This window comes from Bradyrhizobium sp. NBAIM03, from assembly GCF_020194055.1.
Taxonomy (GTDB): domain Bacteria; phylum Pseudomonadota; class Alphaproteobacteria; order Rhizobiales; family Xanthobacteraceae; genus Bradyrhizobium; species Bradyrhizobium yuanmingense.
Window position 1 is genome coordinate 1 of record NZ_JADYVS010000170.1, and the last position, 440, is coordinate 440.

The window sequence follows — 440 nt, forward strand, 5'->3', positions numbered from 1 at the left end:
TCCACGCACCTGCGTTGATCAGCACGGCGTCCTGGCCTTCTTCAAACGCGCGGTGAATGCGCTCGCACATCGCCGCTTCGCTGTTCGTTTGGAAGGACTCCACCTGCACGCCAAGTTCGGCGCCCAACGCCTGCAATCTGATCGTTGCGCGAAACAACCTTTACAAGGTCGGTATGCCTACGGGAAACCGCAACTGCGTGTGCCTAATTGAAAGGCGGTACGGCGTGCGACTGCATGAAGATGGCCGAAGCCGGGGCGTCCTTTGCCGTCTCGTTCGACGGCCGCGCCGGCCTGTGCGGGGTCGACGGTGGCAATGCTGCCCCGCGCTGTGCGCGCCCAAGAAAGCGTTGCATGAGGCAGAACACGTACAGCAACACACCAATCGCAATGCGCGCCCACCAGGAGCTAAGCGTGCCGTCAAAGGTGATCAGCGACTGGAT

Annotated in this window: 1 pseudogene; it reads right to left on the reverse strand. The window is 61.6% G+C overall.

Going from position 1 to position 440, the window contains the following annotated elements:
* Nucleotides 1-203 precede the first annotated feature (203 nt).
* Nucleotides 204-440: pseudogene (locus I6F21_RS37930) on the reverse strand (hypothetical protein); the annotation flags it as partial.